The sequence below is a fragment of the Paenibacillus solisilvae genome, from assembly GCF_042656405.1.
In the GTDB taxonomy this organism is placed as follows: domain Bacteria; phylum Bacillota; class Bacilli; order Paenibacillales; family Paenibacillaceae; genus Paenibacillus_Z; species Paenibacillus_Z solisilvae.
In genome coordinates this window covers 19,851-35,554 of the sequence record NZ_JBHSOW010000091.1, presented here as the reverse complement: position 1 = coordinate 35,554, position 15,704 = coordinate 19,851, and the positions used below count along the sequence as shown (strand labels likewise).

The following is a 15,704-nucleotide window of genomic DNA, read 5'->3' as shown; positions in this document are numbered from 1 at the left end:
GTTAGTTCAATCCGGGTGTCCAGAGGGCCGGGGCCCTTGGGGTCCCCCTCTGGGGGATTTAGGGGGAAGCCCCGTCAGGGACGAAAACGAGCTTTGCACTCTGGTACTTGGCACGCGCTTCTCTGTCGCTCCAACGTTAGTTCAATCCGGGTGTCCAGAGGGCCGGGGCCCTTGGGGTCCCCCTCTGGGGGATTTAGGGGGAATCCCCGTAAGGGACGATAACGAGCTTAATCGAAGGGAATTAATACGCATCTCTGATGCACATACGTCATTCAGTGGACTTGTCCATTGGCAGCACGGGAGCGCTGCATTTAAGTGTGTCCCGTCAGGGACGAAAACGAGCTTTGCACTCTGGTACTTGGCACGCGCTTCTCTGTCGCTCCAACGTTAGTTCGATCCGGGTGTCCAGAGGGCCGGGGCCCTTGGGGTCCCCCTCTGGGGGATTTAGGGGGAATCAACGAGCTTTGCACTCTGGTACTTGGCACGCGCTTCTCTGTCGCTCCAACGTTAGTTCAATCCGGGTGTCCAGAGGGCCGGGGCCCTTGGGGTCCCCCTCTGGGGGATTTAGGGGGAATCAACGAGCTTTGCACTCTGGTACTTAGCACGCGCTTCTCTGTCGCTCCAACGTTAGTTCAATCCGGGTGTCCAGAGGGCCGGGGCCCTTGGGGTCCCCCTCTGGGGGATTTAGGGGGAATCACTCGATTTAGGGGGCTGAACCAATCCAAATAAAAAGGCCCTCTGGAGACACCTGCATTAAACAGCCAGATGTCCAGAGGACCGGTGGTCCATTGGTAAGCCAAAATCCTTTCAAAAGATCAGGTTTCCCTATTCAAATTTGGCGCGCAAAGATTTAGCTAGACTGTCAGCCACTTTCCAGATGTCGCCGGCGCCCATGGTAATGACAAGATCGCCCGGCGCGACTCGTCCCTCAAGATCGGCAAGGGCCTCATCCTTCGTTGGAAAATAGAAGGTATTGGCATTGCTGTTCTTCAAAATGAGATCGACCAGCTTCTTGGAATGCACGCCTTCGATTTGCAATTCGCCTGCCGGAGAGTAAATGTCGGTTATAATAACCTCATCCGCCTCAGCGAAAGCGCGGCTGAACTGCTCCAGAAGGAAGAAGGTTCTAGAGTAGCGCTGGGGCTGGAACACAGCGATAATCCGTTTGCCGGTTGATTTGGCCGCACTGATTGTCGCTTGAATTTCGGTCGGATGATGAGCGTAATCATCGATGACTAAGATGTCGTTCACTTCGCCAAGCACCTGGAATCTGCGTTTCGCTCCGCGGAAATCGACAATAGCTGCTGCAATCGAAGCAAACGGAATGCCTGCTTCCAAGCATGTGATTACGGTTGCCATCGCATTGGATACATTATGCAGACCCGGAACCGACAGTTGAATACGACCCAGCAATTCACCATGCTTTGTCACATTAAAGGATACTTTACGGTCACCAAGTGTAATGTCCTCCGCCTTATAAATAGCCTCACTATTGATGGCATAGGTAAGGATTCCTGAGCCCCCAAGCGGTCCAGCTTGAAGCTTAGGCAGCATTTCACGTATGTTTTCATCATCCGAGCAAACAATTGCTTTTCCGTCCTCTTTGACCTGATTGAGAAATTGGACATAAGCTGCTTTCAATTTATTAAAATCACCATCGTAGTTCTCAAGGTGATCAGGCTCAATGTTTGTAACAATCGCTACAGCGGGATGGTATTGTAAAAAAGAACCGTCACTCTCGTCTGCTTCAGCAACGACAAATTCGCCTTTTCCTGCTTTTGCATTCGTACCGACGTTTACAATCTCTCCGCCAATAATATAGGTTGGGTCAAGCTTGCATGTTTCCATTACGAGAGCAATCATCGACGAAGTCGTCGTTTTCCCATGCGCACCCGCTACTGCCACGCCTTTGCCGTTATTCATCAGTTTCGCAAGCATCTGCGCACGGTGCAGAATGGGTATGTTGAGCTCCTCTGCCGCTTTTCGTTCCACATTATCACGAGACAATGCGGTCGAATAGACAACCAGATCTGCTCCTTTCACATGTTCGGGCTCATGACCGATATAAATACGGGCCCCTTTCGCAGCAAGCTTCTCTGTGAGCTCCTGCCTGGCAACGTCGGAACCGGTCACTTTATATCCCATTTCCAGCATGACCCGCGCAATCGCACTCATGCCGTAACCGCCGATCCCGATGAAATGTACATGTTCTGCCGTTTTCAAAGACGGTTCACCAACCTTTTTCAGAATCCATATTGTAAAGCAATTGTGAACGGACATCCGCTATTAAATAAAGTGTTCCTGTAACGACAGCCAAATCGGCTTCGCCGGTCAATGATTGCAGCCGTGTTAGCGCCTGCTTCCAATTCGGTTCTACGATGAGCTCGAAGGACTGTCCATGCTGCTCACGAATTTCCTGAACCAGCTCGGTCAAAGCCTGCGCAGGCATAGCCTTGTGGAATTCAGGCTCGGTTACGACAAGCGTATCCACTAGAGGTAGTATATGCCGCAATGTGTCGCGATGATTCTTATTCATAAGCATCCCCATCATGAGGTGAAGCCGCTCATATTGATACGTATCGCGAAGAGCGGCGGCAAGCGTTTCTGCACCTTCGGGATTATGAGCCCCGTCAATCAGAATGCGCGGCGAGGTCTTAAGCATCTCCAAGCGCCCAGGCCAAGCTGCATCGCGAAGCCCCTGTCTCAAATCATCATCTTCAACGATTAACGCATAATACTGGCGGAGCACTTCCAGCGTCATCACTGCTACCGCAGCGTTCGTCCTTTGATGAGCCCCATTAAGAGTAATGGTTAGCGGCTCAATATCGCGAAATAATCCGTGAAAGCGGAAGGTCTGCTCGTTTTCTCGAACATCCAGCGGCGCTTCGCTAAATTTCTGACCTAGCAAATAAAGCGAACTGTTTGCAGACTTAGCTGCTGCTTCAATAACAGCGATCGCTTCAGGCTGGCTTACAGCACTAACTACCGGCATTCCTGGCTTAATGATCCCCGCCTTTTCACGAGTAACCGCCTCAATGGTATCGCCCAAAATATCCATATGATCATGACCGACATTAGTAATCACAGAAATAATCGGCGACACGATATTCGTCACATCCATACGTCCGCCAAGACCGGTCTCCCATACAACAAAATCCGGATAAGATACCTTCGCGAAATAGAGAATAGCCAGCGCCGTGGAGACTTCGAACATCGTAGGAGAACCAAGTTCTGTTTGGGCAATCGCCTCAACATGAGGTTTCAGCTCATTGGACAGCTGGAGCAGCGTTTCCTCAGGGATGTCAGTCCCATTATATTGAAAACGATTCGTAAATTTAGTGATATATGGGGACGTGAAAGTCCCCACATCGTAACCGCAGCGCAGTAATACACTTGTTAAATAGGCGCAGACGGAGCCTTTGCCGTTCGTTCCGGCAACGTGAATAAATTTCAAACGCCGCTCCGGATTGCCGAACAACTCCATCAGCCGCCGGATCCGCTCCATGCCGGGGCGAATACCGAAAGGTACAAGCCCTGTAATCCAATCCCTTGCTTCCTCATAGCTCTTAAGTGGTGAAGTGCCTTCTATATGAAGATTCTCTGTCATCGCATATCGTCCTTCTTCCTGAATACAGCCCGTTATCCGCGCAGCTCAGCAATGCGTGCTTGAACTTTGTCGCGTTTATCTGCATAATCAGCCATCTTAGCGCGTTCTTCATCAATAACCTTCGCCGGCGCTTTCGCCACGAACCCTTGGTTAGCCAGCTTCTTCTCGATCCGCTCTACTTCCCCGTTCAAGCTTGTTATTTCCTTCTCGAGTCTTGCGATCTCTTGATCGATATTTAAGAGACCAGCTAGAGGTAGGTACAATTCTGCTCCCGAGACTACAGCGGACATCGATTTCTCCGGAACAGCTACTGTCAAACCAATCTCGAGCTTCGACGTACCGCAGAAACGGCTGACAAATTCTTCATTACGGCTCAAAATCACAGCTTCGGATTCGCCGGCAGGCTTAATCATAAGCTCGACCTTCTTGCTCATAGGCACATTGACTTCAGCGCGGATATTCCGAACCGAACGAATGATTTCCTTGAGAAGCTCCATCTCATTTACAGCATCCGGAGCTTCAAGTTTCTCGTCGTATTCCGGCCACGGAGCAAGCGTAATTGTATCGCCTTCATGCGGCAAGTGTTGCCATATTTCTTCACTGATAAACGGCATGAATGGATGGATAAGCCGCTGTGTGCGGTCCAATACATAAGCTAGAACCGATTGTGTAGCTTTCTTCGCATCCGCATCACTGCCATACAGATTAATCTTGGCGAATTCAATATACCAATCGCAGAGGTCATCCCAAATGAAGTCGTACAGGACACGGCCCGTTTCACCGAATTCATAGCTGTTAATAAGACGTTTGACGTCACGTGCAGTTTCATTCAAGCGATGCAGTATCCAGCGGTCGGCTGTACCCAGCTTCACGTTGATGTCAATATCTTGTGCGGATACGCCCTCAAGGTTCATTAAGGCAAATCGGGAAGCGTTCCATATTTTATTGGCAAAATTACGAGCCTGTTCAACCTTCTCCCAGCGGAAACGCAAATCCTGACCAGGCGTGCTGCTTGTTGAAATCATGAAACGCATGGCATCAGCACCATACTTCTCTATAACCTCCAGCGGATCAACACCGTTTCCGAGCGATTTGGACATCTTTTGTCCATTCTCATCCCGAACCAGACCATGCATAAGGACGTCTTTGAATGGCATTTGACCGGTGAACTCTAAGCCGGTGAAGATCATTCGCGCAACCCAGAAATAGATAATATCATAACCTGTTACAAGTACGTTAGTAGGATAGAAACGTTGGAGATCTTCGGTTTGCTCCGGCCAGCCAAGCGTTGAGAAAGGCCACAGCGCTGAGCTGAACCATGTATCAAGAACATCCTCATCCTGACGGATCGTTGCGCTGCCGCATTTACCGCACGCTTTTATATCTTCCCTGCCAACATGCATATGACCGCAATCATCGCAATACCAGGCAGGAATTCGGTGGCCCCACCACAGTTGACGGGAAATACACCAATCACGTACATTCTCAATCCATTGCAGGTAAACTTTATCAAATCGTTCCGGCACAAAATTAACGCCTTTACCGGACTTTTGAGCATCGATTGCAGCTTCTGCCAGTGGTTTCATGGAAACAAACCATTGTGTGGACAAATAAGGCTCGACAACAGCTCCGCTGCGCTCACTGTGACCAACTTGATGCAGATGGTCGTCTATTTTGATGCAAACCCCCTGCTCTTGAAGATCTGCTACGATTTTTTTACGGCATTCCGCACGATCAAGACCTTGGTATGGACCGGCTTCATTGTTCATCACACCGCTTTCATCCATGACAACGATTTGCGGGAGATCATGACGCAGGCCTACCTCAAAGTCGTTCGGATCATGCGCTGGCGTAATCTTGACAGCTCCGGAACCGAATTCCATTTCAACATACTCGTCTCCGATAATCGGAATTTCACGGCCTATAATCGGGAGAACAAGCATTTTGCCGATCAGATGCTTATATCGCTCATCCTCAGGATGAACCGCAACAGCAGTATCGCCGAGCATGGTTTCAGGGCGAGTTGTCGCAACCGTCATAAAGCCGCTGCCATCCTTGAGCGGGTACTGCAGATGATATAAATGACCGTTTACTTCTTTATGCTCTACTTCTATATCCGACAGTGCCGTCCGAGCAGCAGGATCCCAGTTAATGATCTTCTTGCCGCGGTAGATCAGTCCCTTCTCGTAGAGACGGACAAACACTTCACGAACGGCCTGTGATAAACCTTCATCAAGCGTGAAGCGCTCCCGCGAGTAATCAAGGGAGAAGCCCATTTTGGCCCACTGCTCACGAATGGTTCCCGCATAGCTTTCCTTCCAATCCCATACCTTGGCCAGAAACTTCTCCCGTCCAAGATCATAGCGGGTTAAGCCTTCTTCACGAAGCTTCTGCTCGACCTTTGTCTGTGTTGCAATTCCGGCATGGTCCGTGCCTGGAAGCCAGAGCGTGTCGAAGCCCTGCATCCGCTTCGCGCGAATCAGAATATCCTGCAGGGTGAAATCAAGCGCATGCCCGATATGGAGCATACCGGTTACGTTTGGCGGTGGAATTACGATCGTATAGGTCTCCGCGTCAGGACGCTTGCCGGCTTCAAAATAATTCCCTTTCATCCAATAATCATACCACTTGGCTTCTGACGCCTTCGGATCATAAGTCGTCGGCATTTCAGTCGTTACTTGTTTGTCAGACATGGCTTCCTACCTCCATTTAATTCGTAAACCCAGGCTGCGGGTTATATATTGGGCTAGCAAGGTGTATTTTCAGGTGAAAATAAAATAAACCTTCCGCCCTTAAACAGCAAAGGACGAAAGGTTTTGCTTCCGCGGTACCACCTTTGTTCCGCTTAGTCCAGCTAAGCGACAACTCAAACAGATAACGGCTGTGGCCGGCTTGAACTACCTAACGATCGTTCATTCAAGCAACTCTGGGGTGACCTGTCGCAGCTAATCTCCTGCAGAACCTCTCAGCGTACCGGCTCCGCTCTCTGAAGGCATTGCTGTTACTCTTCCCCTTCAACGTCTTTACATAAAGTATAACCCTATATTTTCTATCATACACGTTCTTATTTGCCCGCGTCAATCCCAGCAGGTGCTTCGCCTATTCTATGGCTTATCCATCACAAAAAAACCCTCTCAAGCTAGTATGAATGCTTGAAAGGGCTCTAATGAAACGTCTATGGAATATACAAAACCTGACCTTCACTCACATTCTGATCCGCAAGACGGTTATAGAGGACGATTTCTCGCGGCTGCAGCTGATAGCGACCAGCGATTGCCTCAAGTGTCTCCTCGCGCTGAACGATGCATAACCTGACTTTGCGGAAAGAATGATCCTCACCTGAGCGGCCGTAGAAGAGATTCTTCCACTCGATATCATCATCGGTTGATTTCCTTGCTTCTGCAGCAGCACGTTCTGCTATTTGCTCTGCGGCTGCTCTTGCCTCTTGTTCTCTTCGGCTGGATTGCAGAAGTGAACGGAATCCGATTCCGCCAGGGGAAGGTTCTTTCTCTTCTTCGACACGCTTACTGCCAAGCGCTACCTTCAATTCCTTACGTTCAGCTTCCGAATCTATGGATAGAGGCTCGCCTCCGAACGATTGCCCGGAACCTGCGGATTGTAACGCTTGAGGCGGCGTTTCATCCGCAGCTTCAGCTTCATCTGCATTCCGAGTGATTTCTGCCTGCGCTTCCAGATCCTGCTGGTGAAGAAGCTGCTCGGCGTTTCTGTTCGAATAGGCCGCTTCAGCCGCTAATTCCTGCTCGCGGATCAAACGTTCCTCTTCGATCAGATCCTTCTCTCGATTCAATGCCTCCTGCCTCGCTTCGGCAATCAGCTGCTCTTCTCGAGCAAAGGCCGCACGGGCAATTGCATCACTCTGCTGGGCTTCTTGCTCTTCCGCTACCCTTTGCGCTTCTGCAATTTGCGCTTCCAATTCCCATTGCTGAGCTTCGCGGATCCGCTCTTCCTGTTCCGCAGCTTCCCGTTCACGCTCCGCCGCCTCACGCTGTGCTGCTTCGCGAATCAATGACTCCCCAAACGATGGCTGCGCGGCTGCTAACCAGCTCTCAGGTGCATAAGAGCTATTAGCAGCCGTCTCAGGCTGATCCGATACATTTGGGATCGAATAGGAGTCCGCCCCGGCCCCCCATTGATTCTGTTCCTCTTCCCGCTTGTGAACGACTGTGAACGGCTCTTCACGAGGCCATACTTCTTGATCACGAGGCTGATCCAGCTCGATACCAAGCAAAGATAAAACACCTGTAATATTAAGTGTCCGCGCTGACAGTAAATCGACATCGAAGTTGTCAATTTCAACAGAAATATCGTCTAGCCGATGAATCCGATTCATCGGAAGCGTGATTTCCACCGGTATCCAATGCTCCAATGCTTGATTGGCATCAAGCTCGTTCTCAGCTCGATAAACGCCGGTCAAAAGCAGATGGCCTTTCAGTAAAACCTGTTCTCCCTGCTGCACGATTTGGATACGGGGTACGAGCTCTATTTCTTCCAGCTCGTCGATTGCCGCTACATCTTCCGGCAAATGAACTCGTTCGTAAACGTCAAATCGTAAACCGTTTGTTTGATTGGGCACGTTTGTCGCCCTCCTTTCCCCTCTCATAGCTTGTTAGAGCTTTCTTCCCTATTTATCTATATGGTGAGGGTCCGGCAGGCATGACTACGATTTTCAAAGAGAGCGGTATCGTTCCCGAACTTGTTTGAACCACGGCGGCTCCGGCGAGTGGACCGTGATCATATTCCTGTTAAGAGGATGCTTAAATATAAGCTGTTCACCCCTTAACGCCTGATGCTTCAGAATGGGATCGCTCCCGCCATAAAGCAGATCTCCAACAAGAGGGTGCCCGATATAGCTCATATGCACGCGAATCTGATGGGTCCGTCCGGTTTCGAGGCGCACCTGCAGAAGCGAAGCGTCCTTGTATGCTTCGATGATCTTGTAGTGAGTAACTGCAAAATCTCCGCCAGGCGTGACTCTTCTTCTGGCGTTGTGGTGCCTGTCTTTACCAATCGGCTCTTGAATGGTTCCGTGGTCTTTCTTTAACTTTCCGTGCGCAAGTGCGGCATAAACGCGGTCGATTTCTTTGTTTCGCATCGCTTCATCAAGCTTCAGCTGTGCCAGTTCATTCTTGGCATACAGCACAGGTCCTGCTGTCTCGTCATCCAGTCGATGGATATGCTTAACGGGCAAGAGGTCACCGCTTAGAAGGCAACGCCTTGCTGCCGCTTCATCCAGCGTTCCACGCTGTCCTGGCGCTGACGTATGTACGGGCATTCCTGACGGTTTATCCAAAACCAGACACCAATCATCTTCATAGAGAACAGGTGCTGCTGCATGGCTTTGTATCTCAGGCTGCTTGGCTAGTCTGTAGACCGGATCCTTATTCGGATCAACGGGTATGAATGTACGAAGCTTAACCGTATCTTCATCCATCTGGATTCCGCCTACTGAAAACAAACGATTCAGCCATTTGTCCGGAAAAAAAGCAAGAGCCAGCAGCCACTGCCGCACAAGATGCGGATGACTGTTGGCTTGTAGTGGTTGGATCTCCATGCCTTTTGCAGAGGAGAAGTCTCTTAATGCGGTGGCTGAGAGCTCCAGCCATTCATTATTTCTTTGATAGGTGATTAGAGGCTCCTGCATGTTATCATGCCTCCTACAATCGCCGGAGCGCTTCATCATGTGCTGCAATCGTAGCATCAATTGCAGACTCGTCGTGAACCCCGGATACAAACATACCTTCAAACTGCGAAGGTGCCACACTAACCCCAAGATCGAGCATGGATGCAAAATAAACCTTGAATCGCTCCAAATCCGAAAGCTTGGCTGTTTCATAGTTAATGACATGTGTCTCGGTAAAGAACGGACAAACCATCGATCCCACACGATTAATCGTAACCGGTACGCCATGCTTCGATGCGTTGGATTCAAACCCAAGCTGCAGCCTTAAAGACATCCGTTCCAAATGCTCATACGTATCAGGAGTCAATAGGCTAAGCGTTGTATATCCGGCAGCCATAGCCAGCGGATTGCCGGACAGTGTTCCGGCTTGATAAATTGGACCGCTCGGAGCAATCATCTCCATGATTTCACGTTTACCCCCATAAGCGCCAACCGGTAAACCTCCCCCGATCACTTTTCCAAGGCAGGTGAGATCCGGTGTTATGCCATAAAGCCCCTGTGCACAATGATAATGAACCCGGAAACCGGTCATCACCTCATCAAAAATAAGCAGGCTGCCGTATTTCTCCGTTATGTCCCGCAGTCCCTGTAAGAAACCCGGAAGCGGAGGCACGACTCCCATGTTGCCTGCAACAGGCTCAACGATGATACAAGCGATTTCTTCGCCAAAATTCTCAAAAGCGAATTTTACCGATTCCAGATCATTGTAAGGTACTGTTATCGTATGCGAGGCTACACTTTCAGGCACTCCGGGGCTGTCCGGTAAGCCTAAAGTTGCCACACCCGATCCCGCTTTAATCAGCAAGCTATCAGCGTGTCCGTGGTAGGAGCCTTCAAATTTGAGAATTTTACTGCGCTTCGTGTATCCCCGCGCAAGTCTCAGCGCACTCATCGTCGCCTCCGTGCCCGAGTTTACCATTCGAACTACTTCGACGGATGGCACACGTTCGCATACAAGCTCCGCCATCATAGTTTCCAGCTCAGTAGGTGCTCCGAAGCTTGTCCCTTTTTCCGCTGTACGCTTAATGGCCTCAATGACTTCCGGATGAGCATGACCCATAATCAGCGGTCCCCATGAGCCGACATAATCAATATAGCTGTTGCCATCGATATCGAAGACACGGTATCCTTCTCCGCGTTCCATATATACCGGAGTCAGTCCGACAGAGCGAAATGCCCTTACTGGAGAGTTAACCCCGCCAGGGATAATCAGCTTCGCTTTGGCAAATGCAGCTTTGGAACGATCATCCGATCTTTTGTGAGTATTTTCGCTCATATAGACACACCCTTATCTGGTTTGAACTTGCAATCGCTTCAGGCTGATTCTGTTCTACTCGCCTTTTAACCAACGTGCCGCATCCAGAGCATGATAAGTAATAATGATATCTGCGCCCGCACGTTTCATTCCCGTTAGTGTTTCCAGAACAACCGCCCGCTCATCAATCCATCCGTTTGCAGCTGCGGCTTTTACCATGGAATACTCCGCACTGACGTTGTAAGCCACTACCGGGAGGTCAAAATGCTCTTTTACCATTCGAAGAACGTCCAAGTAAGCAAGTGCAGGCTTAACCATCAGCATATCCGCACCTTCTACGACGTCAGCTTCTGCTTCACGAAGCGCTTCACGCACATTTGCAGGGTCCATTTGATAAGTCTTACGGTCTCCGAATTGCGGAGTCGAATGCGCAGCTTCCCGGAATGGACCGTAAAAGGCGGATGCATATTTGACAGAATAAGACATAATCGGCACCATTTCATAGCCTGCTTCGTCCAATCCTTCGCGAATTGCGCTGACAAATCCGTCCATCATGTTCGATGGTGCAATAATATCCGCCCCGGCTTCCGCTTGCGAAACAGCCGTCTTCACGAGCAATTCAAGGGAAGCATCATTGTCGACCTCAGCTGTTCCGGTACGTTCATCATGGTGAATCACACCGCAATGGCCATGGTCTGTAAATTGGCACAGACAAGTATCCGCGACAACAACAAGCTGCGGCGCCCAAGTTTTCACTGCACGTGTCGCTTCCTGAACAATGCCGTTATGATCATAGGCTGAGGTGCCGACCGCATCCTTATCATGCGGAACGCCAAACAATAGAATGGATTGTACGCCGGAAGCAACAACCTTCTCGATTTCCGCTTGAAGCAAATCAAGGGATAAGTGATAGACACCGGGCATAGATGGAATTTCCTCTTTAACACCGGTTCCGACTGTTACAAAAATCGGATAGATGAAATCATTAACGGTCAGCTGAGTCTCACGTACCATATTGCGTATGGAAGCTGTACGCCGCAGGCGGCGATGTCTGGTAATAGGAAAAGTCATAGTATGAACCTCCTGAGTTGAGTCATTAATCTGTCATTATAGGGAGCGTTTTGCAAGGCGCGTTTCTGAAATGGAATCAATAAGGGAGTCAATAGTTGCTTCCTTTGGTTGAATGGTCACCTCAAGTCCGCATTCCTTCGCGGTCTTTGCCGTTACCGGTCCTATACATGCAATATCAACGCCCTCCAGCAGCTCCAAAGGCTGTTCAATCCCCATCCGGCGAAGAACTTCGAGTAAGTTAGTAACCGTCGAGGAGCTGGCGAAGGTGATGACATCAATTTTGCGCTTCTTAAGTAGTTCAAACGTCTGTTCATCCTGATCAGCCGCAATAACAGTCTCATATACATCTATTTCTACAGGTATAAGTCCTTTTTCATTCAGTTCACGAGGCAGCACTTCCCTGGCGAGATCCCCGCGCGGCAGCAGGACTCGCTGACCGGGTATCAAACTGGCCGATAAACTCCCCAGCAGTTCGTCAGCTTGGAATTTCACGGGTACTGTATCAACGAACAAACCGTGCTTCTCGAGAGCTTCAGCCGTTCGAGGACCGACAGCCGCAATACGGGCCCGGTGAAATTGACGGATATCAATCCGGTATTTCTTAAGCCATGTGAAGAAGTACTCCACCCCATTGACGCTTGTAAACATAAGCCATTCATATTGGCCCGCATCTTGAAGTGCAGCTTCAAGATGCGAAATCGCAGCTGGATCAGTGGATTCCCGTGTTTCAATCACCGGAAATTCACAAGGCTCTCCTCCAAGTTCCTCGATACGGTCTGCAAGATCACTGCTTTGTGCTCTTGCGCGCGTGACTAAGACACGAGTACCGAACAACGGCTTATGCTCGTACCACATGAGCTTCTCGCGCTGACGGACTACTTCACCGACCACAATAACTGCAGGCGGCTGAAAATCCGCAGCTTTCACGATTGCTTCAATTGTTTCCAGCGTCCCTGTAATCGTGCGCTGCTCCACCCTGGTCCCCCAGCGAATAAGTGCAACTGGCGTTTCCGGCGGTTTGCCATGTTTCATAAGCTGCTCAGTAATATAGCCGATCTTGGCCACACCCATAAGAAATACAAGCGTCCCCGTCGCATTGGTTACTTTCTCCCAATGGATGGATTGATCCAGCTTGTCAGGACTTTCATGCCCGGTAATGATCGATAAGGAAGAAGCCAGATCCCGATGTGTGACTGGAATTCCCGCATATGCAGGAACTGCAATTGCAGAAGTAATGCCAGGTACGATATCAAATTCAATGCCATTCTTATACAGCAGCTCTGCTTCTTCACCGACTCGGCCGAATATGGTAGGATCGCCGCCCTTAAGCCGCGTGACGACCTTCCCTTCGAGGGATAAATCAACCAGCAGCTGGTTGATATCTTCCTGCTTCATCGTATGACGGTCAGGAAGTTTGCCTACATAGATCTTCTCTGTACCCGGCTTTAAATATTTCAACAGTCTAGGACTTGCCAGACGATCATAGACAATAACGTCACAGGCCTGAATACATTCCATCCCACGTACTGTAATAAGTTTCGGATCGCCAGGTCCAGCGCCAACCAGATACACTTTGCCTTTGCTCTTTTGCTTCAGCAAATCGTTCATCCCCTAACTTCAGCCAGTATACGATCCGCACCGCGGGCTCTTAAAGCATCAGCCGCTTGTTTGCCAAGCCTTTCAGGATCCCGTCCGCGTACAGTTTCCTTTAACAGCACCGAACCATCAGGTGAGCCGACAATTCCAGTCAGTTCGAGCAGAGGTGAATCTCCCTCTTGCTGCTCTACAATCGTCGCATAGGCACCGATCGGAATTTGACATCCCCCATTCAATTCGCCAAGGAAAGTCCGTTCTGCACGAACAGCCAGCAATGTCATGGAATCGGTGAACAACGCCAATAAATCGCGAATTTCTTGATCATCCGCACGGCATTCAATTCCAAGCGCACCTTGCCCCACAGCTGGTACAGATACCTCAACAGGCACGTAAGATGAAATTTTGGATTCCCAGCCCATCCGGTGTAATCCGGCAGCAGCAAGCACGATAGCATCAAAGCCTTCCGTCTCCAGCTTCCCGATTCGCGAGTCAATATTTCCCCGTATCGACTCAATCTGAAGATCCGGTCTTGCGTTCTTGAGTTGGCTGGACCTGCGCAAACTGCTCGTTCCAACCTTCGCTCCTTGCGGAAGCTGATCTAGAGTAAGACCGTTTTTGGTGATTAGGCAATCCCGCGGATCTACGCGCTTAGGAACCGCACCATTAATAAGTCCTTCCGGTAATTCAAAAGGCATATCCTTCATACTGTGAACAGCAAGGTCAATCTCTCCATCAAACAGCGCCTGCTCGATTTCCTTCACGAACAGCCCTTTTCCGCCAACCTTTGATAAGGTGACATCAAGAATACGGTCACCTTTCGTCACAATTTTACGAATTTCAAAATCATACTGAAGTTTATGTAAAACACACAAAGCCTTTAGTTGATCAATCACTTGCCCAGTCTGAGTTAAAGCAAGTGCGCTTTGTCTCGTTCCTACGACAATAACACGCCGTCCTTCTACGTTATACACCATTATTGCTGCCTCCTGTCGTAAGCCGTATCATCCATTGATCAATAAATTCATGATCGCGAACGTTCTCATTATCCAGCTTCAAAGCACTTATCTCTTGAGCGGCCTTTCGCAGCAGCTCCTGTTTATTTTTGTGATGAAATTCATTAGAGAGCACTTTCTGACGAAGCAGCCGAAGCAGTTCTACCCGCTGCCCATAATCATGCCCGTAATGCTCAGCCAGTTCCTGTCTGATAAGCGCCGTTAGAGACGGGCTCGCTCCTCCTGTTGTAATACTTAGAAGCAGCTCTCCTCTCCTTATGACGGAAGGTGTAATAAATCCGCCCTCATCAGCATTGTCAGCTACATTAACAAGCAGTCCCAGCCGAGTCCCAGCTCTGGAGACAGCTTCGTTAATCTCCCGTCTATCCGTGGCTGCGAATACAAGGAAAGCACCCGTTAAATCCTCTTCTTGGTATTCCCTGGACAGAAGCTGTATAGACCCCTTCGCGGCTAACTCTGCCAGCCCTGGAGATGCTGCAGGTGCAATCACGGTAACCATGTCTGCTCCTGAATCCAGCAATCCGCGCACCTTGCGCTCGGAAACGGATCCGCCCCCTATAACAATACAGCGTCTGCCGCGCAAATTGACGTACAAGGGATAATAACTAGGCATAGATAATCCGCCTGCCTTCATGACCATCCATGAAAGGATGAGACTTTATTGATGAGCAAATTAACAAGCATAAGGGTGAAGCACAGCAGATTCCACTTCGCAAACTTCCAGCCTGTCCCATTAAACCAACGATATTTCAAAATAATTCCGATATATAGCCCCAACGCAATAACCGAGATGATAACCTTCAGATCCAACAAGAGACCGTATCGCCCCTCTGTTAATATCGACGTAACGGCAACGGCTAGAGACAGCATTAACAAAGGTGTCCCAACCAGCGTCGTCCCCAGCATGAAGCGGTTAATGACATCCAGACTAGGCAGGCGCTGCATAGACTTCGACCACTGCTTACCTTTGAGCCTGCCGTGCAGGAACATGTACATGCCAGAGAATATGACGCTAATCGTAAATGCGACATACGCGCAAATCATAAGGATGACATGTAAGACCAGAAGCTCCCGGGCCAGCTGCCAGATCTCCAGCGATGCTCCCGATCCGAATACAAACAGGTTGACGGTAAGAACCGCAAATCCGATTACATTAACAAAGAATACAATGAATTCGATCCGAAAGAACCGGCTGATCACAAGAGAAACCGTGCTGAGCAGCCACGAAAATACGAGTAAATATTCAAATAAAGTCATCAGGGTCATATCCAAATGGGAAATAATGCGATGAACGATAAATCCAGTCTGCAGAACCCATACGAAAATAAGCAGCCCTGTGCCCATCCGTTTCGCTTGCCGATTTCGATCCACGAAATCAGAGAAGTAAAACAGAAGGCTCAGGGCGTAAATGTAAAGCATCCCATCATAAAACCAATTATGCGTAACCATAGGCGCCTCCAC

At 49.6% G+C, this 15,704-nt stretch carries 11 protein-coding genes and 1 other annotated feature; all 11 genes read right to left on the bottom strand.

What is annotated here, in order from left to right; all coding sequences use genetic code 11:
* Positions 1-825: 825 nt before the first annotated feature.
* The gene (gene murC / locus ACFPYJ_RS23790; RefSeq protein WP_379190718.1) at positions 826-2,223 is read right to left on the bottom strand and encodes a UDP-N-acetylmuramate--L-alanine ligase; all 1,398 of its coding nucleotides are present in this window, start codon (positions 2,221-2,223) and stop codon (positions 826-828) included.
* A gap of 7 nt (positions 2,224-2,230) precedes the next feature.
* Positions 2,231-3,607, bottom strand: coding sequence for a bifunctional folylpolyglutamate synthase/dihydrofolate synthase (locus ACFPYJ_RS23785; protein ID WP_379190716.1), 1,377 nt, complete (start codon positions 3,605-3,607; stop codon positions 2,231-2,233).
* A 32-nt stretch (positions 3,608-3,639) separates the two neighbouring features.
* Positions 3,640-6,300 carry a valine--tRNA ligase gene (locus ACFPYJ_RS23780; RefSeq protein WP_379190715.1) on the bottom strand — a complete coding sequence of 887 codons (2,661 nt, stop codon included), beginning with the start codon at positions 6,298-6,300 and terminating at the stop codon, positions 3,640-3,642.
* 106 nt (positions 6,301-6,406) lie between these two features.
* Positions 6,407-6,634: a binding site (T-box leader), on the bottom strand.
* A 148-nt stretch (positions 6,635-6,782) separates the two neighbouring features.
* Positions 6,783-8,201, bottom strand: a complete 1,419-nt coding sequence (locus ACFPYJ_RS23775; protein WP_379190714.1) for a LysM peptidoglycan-binding domain-containing protein — start codon at positions 8,199-8,201, stop codon at positions 6,783-6,785.
* Positions 8,202-8,294: 93 nt separating this feature from the next.
* Positions 8,295-9,269: an RluA family pseudouridine synthase gene (locus tag ACFPYJ_RS23770; protein WP_379190713.1), complete on the bottom strand. Its 975-nt coding sequence runs from the start codon at positions 9,267-9,269 to the stop codon at positions 8,295-8,297.
* Positions 9,270-9,282: 13 nt separating this feature from the next.
* Positions 9,283-10,584, bottom strand: coding sequence for a glutamate-1-semialdehyde 2,1-aminomutase (gene hemL / locus ACFPYJ_RS23765; protein ID WP_379190712.1), 1,302 nt, complete (start codon positions 10,582-10,584; stop codon positions 9,283-9,285).
* Between the two features lie 54 nt (positions 10,585-10,638).
* A complete protein-coding gene (gene hemB / locus ACFPYJ_RS23760; RefSeq protein WP_379190711.1) occupies positions 10,639-11,634 on the bottom strand; it encodes a porphobilinogen synthase in 996 nt (331 codons plus the stop codon).
* A gap of 36 nt (positions 11,635-11,670) precedes the next feature.
* A complete protein-coding gene (gene cobA / locus ACFPYJ_RS23755; protein WP_379190710.1) occupies positions 11,671-13,233 on the bottom strand; it encodes a uroporphyrinogen-III C-methyltransferase in 1,563 nt (520 codons plus the stop codon).
* A gap of 5 nt (positions 13,234-13,238) precedes the next feature.
* Positions 13,239-14,204, bottom strand: coding sequence for a hydroxymethylbilane synthase (gene hemC, locus ACFPYJ_RS23750; RefSeq protein WP_379190709.1), 966 nt, complete (start codon positions 14,202-14,204; stop codon positions 13,239-13,241).
* On the bottom strand, positions 14,194-14,856 hold the full coding sequence (locus ACFPYJ_RS23745) for a precorrin-2 dehydrogenase/sirohydrochlorin ferrochelatase family protein (RefSeq protein WP_379190708.1): 663 nt from the start codon (positions 14,854-14,856) through the stop codon (positions 14,194-14,196). The genes hemC and ACFPYJ_RS23745 overlap by 11 nt, the downstream gene beginning before the upstream one ends.
* 17 nt (positions 14,857-14,873) lie before the next feature.
* On the bottom strand, positions 14,874-15,692 hold the full coding sequence (gene ccsA, locus ACFPYJ_RS23740; RefSeq protein ID WP_379190707.1) for a cytochrome c biogenesis protein CcsA: 819 nt from the start codon (positions 15,690-15,692) through the stop codon (positions 14,874-14,876).
* Between the last annotated feature and the right edge of the window lie 12 nt (positions 15,693-15,704).

Coding starts and splice junctions, on each gene's coding strand:
- ACFPYJ_RS23785 (WP_379190716.1), bottom strand. CDS start 3,607: ATGACAGAGAATCTTCATATAGAAGGCACTTCACCACTTAAGAGCTAT.
- ACFPYJ_RS23780 (WP_379190715.1), bottom strand. CDS start 6,300: ATGTCTGACAAACAAGTAACGACTGAAATGCCGACGACTTATGATCCG.
- ACFPYJ_RS23770 (WP_379190713.1), bottom strand. CDS start 9,269: ATGCAGGAGCCTCTAATCACCTATCAAAGAAATAATGAATGGCTGGAG.
- hemL (WP_379190712.1), bottom strand. CDS start 10,584: ATGAGCGAAAATACTCACAAAAGATCGGATGATCGTTCCAAAGCTGCA.
- hemB (WP_379190711.1), bottom strand. CDS start 11,634: ATGACTTTTCCTATTACCAGACATCGCCGCCTGCGGCGTACAGCTTCC.
- hemC (WP_379190709.1), bottom strand. CDS start 14,204: ATGGTGTATAACGTAGAAGGACGGCGTGTTATTGTCGTAGGAACGAGA.
- ACFPYJ_RS23745 (WP_379190708.1), bottom strand. CDS start 14,856: ATGCCTAGTTATTATCCCTTGTACGTCAATTTGCGCGGCAGACGCTGT.
- ccsA (WP_379190707.1), bottom strand. CDS start 15,692: ATGGTTACGCATAATTGGTTTTATGATGGGATGCTTTACATTTACGCC.